The organism is Methylobacterium sp. BTF04, assembly GCF_010692745.1.
In the GTDB taxonomy this organism is placed as follows: Bacteria; Pseudomonadota; Alphaproteobacteria; order Rhizobiales; family Beijerinckiaceae; genus Methylobacterium.
In genome coordinates, this window is sequence record NZ_JAAHTB010000228.1 from 1 (window position 1) to 739 (window position 739).

General features: G+C 68.3%; 1 protein-coding gene. It reads right to left on the bottom strand.

What is annotated here, in order from left to right; genetic code table 11:
- Positions 1-559 (bottom strand): phage portal protein (locus tag G3T14_RS25610; protein ID WP_163645048.1); only part of this gene is annotated, 559 nt, incomplete at its 3' end.
- Positions 560-739: the final 180 nt, after the last annotated feature.

Here is a 739-nt window from a genome sequence, read left to right on the forward strand (position 1 = left end):
CCTGCCGGATATTGGCGGTGGCGTCGGTCTTGAGGTGCGGGCAGTGGTCGCCCTCAAGGATCTGCAGCTGCATCGGAACGGTCAGGCCGTCCTTCGGCAACCGCGTCCGCATCCGCACAAAGGTCTCGCCGCCCTCGATCAGACCCCGCACCGCCAGAGCCTGGAGGCCGTAGAAGTCGTGGGCGCCAATCGAATCGGCCTCGTCGGTCCAGGCGAGGAAGAGGCGCTGAAGTTCTGCGCGGAAGGCGGCGTCCTCGTCCTTTATCTTCTTCGCCCGCGCCTTGCCGAGCCCGGCGGTGGACCGTGCCGCGGTCGAGCGCGGAGCGATCCCTGTCCCGATGATGTTCGAAACGAGCTTGTCGACCGCTGCCCCGGCGTAGGGGTTTTTGCGGGTCTGATCCCGCGATTTCCGACGCAGCTCGTCAAGCGCGTAGGTGATCGCACTGTTCGGGCCGTAGCTGCCAACGCGCCAGGCGCGCGAGCGCCGGCCCGCGCCGTTGGCGACGTCATAGGCGGAGCCCTCCTGCGTCGGAAGGCCGATGTCGCCAGAGACGTCCATGGCCAGCGGAGCAGACGCGGTGCCGCCCTTCAGGCCGACTCGGACGTTGGCGTAGCCGCTGCCGTAGCCAAGCACGCCTACCACCCGCTGCGCCCTGTGGTGACGACCTGCCGTGTGCGGCGCGAACGAAGGCCGCCAGCGTCTTCTACGCCTTCGAGGCGCTGGAGATCGACAAGCGCC